This is a genomic window from Nonomuraea lactucae (assembly GCF_003313395.1).
Taxonomy (GTDB): domain Bacteria; phylum Actinomycetota; class Actinomycetes; order Streptosporangiales; family Streptosporangiaceae; genus Nonomuraea; species Nonomuraea lactucae.
This window is the reverse complement of the sequence record NZ_QNFZ01000618.1, coordinates 1-2,349: the sequence shown is the minus strand read 5'-3', so window position 1 is coordinate 2,349 and position 2,349 is coordinate 1. Positions and strand designations below refer to the sequence as shown.

Annotated in this window: 1 protein-coding gene; it reads left to right on the top strand. The window is 66.9% G+C overall.

What is annotated here, in order from left to right; genetic code table 11:
• The first annotated feature begins 519 nt into the window (after positions 1-519).
• Entirely contained in the window at positions 520-2,331 is a 1,812-nt protein-coding gene (locus DQW85_RS24330) for an ABC transporter substrate-binding protein (RefSeq protein WP_113702349.1), read from the top strand.
• Positions 2,332-2,349: the final 18 nt, after the last annotated feature.

Sequence of the window (2,349 nt, the reverse complement as noted above, 5' to 3'; positions counted from 1 at the left end):
GTGGCGGCGCCCAGGGTCGCGGCGCCCAGAGCCGCGGCGCCGCGCAGCACGCCGCGCCGGCTGAGCGGGCGCGGGTCTCGATCTGATTCATTCAGGTGCTGGATGGTCACCATGCCTCCTATGCCGATGGGGGATGTTGGGGTGGCACTTCGTATGACGGGCTGCGGCGGTCCCTCAGGCCAGCGGACGACTTGGGGGAGGAGGGGCGTCGGCCCAAGCAAGAGCGGTGGTGACGCCGGCCAGGGAAATACGGCGGGCGAGGGATGGGAGCCGAGGCATCATGGGGGGTCTTCACTTGCTGAGGGGTCGAAAGTTTCTGCAGGGTGGTACGGACTTCTATCCGTTTGACAGGTCACTTTCTGTCCACTGTCGCGCCTCGCTGCCCAGGTCGTCGAGGCCAACTGAAAATTTACACCGAGCAAGGATACAATGATGAAACAATCCTCCGTCTCGCGTTGACGCCCGGAGTTCGTATGGTGTGCCTTCTTGATAGGAACCCCGCCTGAAGGTGAGGCACGTATGAGGAAATGGTTCGCACGCCTGGCCGTGCTGGGTGTCGCGCTGTTAGTCGCAGGTCAGGGCCAGGTGGCACTGGCCCAGGATCCGGGGGCGGGGAAGAAGGTCCTGCGCGTCGGCGCCACGCAGACCGTGGACTCCATGAACCCCTTCCTGGCCGTCCGCATCGTCTCGACCTCGATCCACCGCTGGATGTACGGCTTCCTCACGGTGCCCGACCCCAAGACCCTGCAGCCCAGCGCGGACCTGGCCGAGTCGTGGACCACGTCTCCCGACGGGCTGACGTGGACGTTCAAGATCCGCCAGGCCAAGTGGTCCGACGGCAAGCCGATCACGGCCGAGGACGCCGCCTGGACCTTCAACAAGATCATGACTGACGACGCCGCCAAGACCGCCAACGGCCCGGCCGTCGAGAACTTCGAGAGCGTCAAGGCCAACGGACAGGAGCTGGTCATCAAGCTCAAGGCCCCGCAGGCGTCCATGCTGGAGAACCCCATCCCGATCATGCCCAAGCACGCCTGGGAGGGCGTCACCGGCCTGGCCGACTACGACGGCGACAAGTACCCGTCCGTGAGCAGCGGGCCGTACGTCGCGGTCGAGCACAAGAAGGACCAGTACGTCAAGCTCAAGGCCAACCCCGAGTTCTGGCGTGGCAAGCCCAAGCTGGACGAGCTCCAGGTGATCTTCTACGACAACCCGCAGGCCGCCATCGCCGGTCTGAAGAAGGGTGACATCGACCTGATCGGCCGCCTCTTCCCGCCGGAGTTCGAGGCCATCAAGGGCGACCCGAACATCGAGCAGTGGAACACCCAGGGCCGCCGCGCCTCGTACCTGGAGATCAACCACGGCGCCACCACCAGCGACGGCAAGCCCATCGGCGACGGCCACCCGGCCCTGAAGGACCCGAAGGTGCGCCAGGCGCTCCACTACGCGATCGACAAGCAGAAGCTGGTCGACGAGGTGCAGAACGGCCTGGCCAGGCCCGCCGACGGCTCGATCGTGCCGCCCATGTACAAGGACTTCTTCTGGGAGGCCGCCGGCGACGTCAAGGTTACCTACGACGTCGCCAGGGCCAACCGGATCCTCGACGAGGCCGGCTACAAGAAGGGCGCCGACGGGGTCCGCGCGATGCCCGACGGCAAGAAGAAGCTGGAGTTCCGCTTCAGCATCCACGCCGACACCCCGGTCGAGGACAAGCTCGCCGAGTACCTGACCGGCTTCTTCAAGGGGATCGGCGTCACGCTGACCACCAAGAAGCTCGACTCCAGCAAGTTCACCGAGGAGACCGGCGTCACGGCGCTCTTCGACATCGCGATCAGCAGCTGGTCCGTGAACCCCGACCCCGAGGAGGTCCTGGCCACGCACCTGTGCAGCCGTCGGCCCACCGCGGCGGGCGAGGGCGGCGGCACCGAGTCCTTCTACTGCGACCCGACCTTCGAGAAGCTCTACCAGCAGCAGCTCAAGGAGCTCGACCGGCCCAAGCGTGCGGCGATCATCAAGCAGATGCTGGAGCGCCTCTACACCGACGCCCCGATCATCGCCCTCTACTACCCGAACGACCTGGAGGGCTACCGCAAGGACCGGGTCACCCGCATCACCCCGATCCCCGAGGACAAGGGCCTGCTGTACGGCGGCAGCAGCTACTGGCCGTTCTACACCGTGGACGTGGTCGCGACCCCCGGCGGCGGCAGCGGCGGCGCCGGCGGCTCCAACACCGGCCTGATCGCCGGCGTGGTCGGCGGGGTGGCCGTGCTCGGCCTCGCGGCCTTCCTCCTGGCCAGGCGGCGCAGGAGCGCCGCGGACGACCGCGAATGACCGCTCCGCTCGAAGCCG

Coding starts and splice junctions, on each gene's coding strand:
- DQW85_RS24330 (WP_113702349.1), top strand. CDS start 520: ATGAGGAAATGGTTCGCACGCCTGGCCGTGCTGGGTGTCGCGCTGTTA.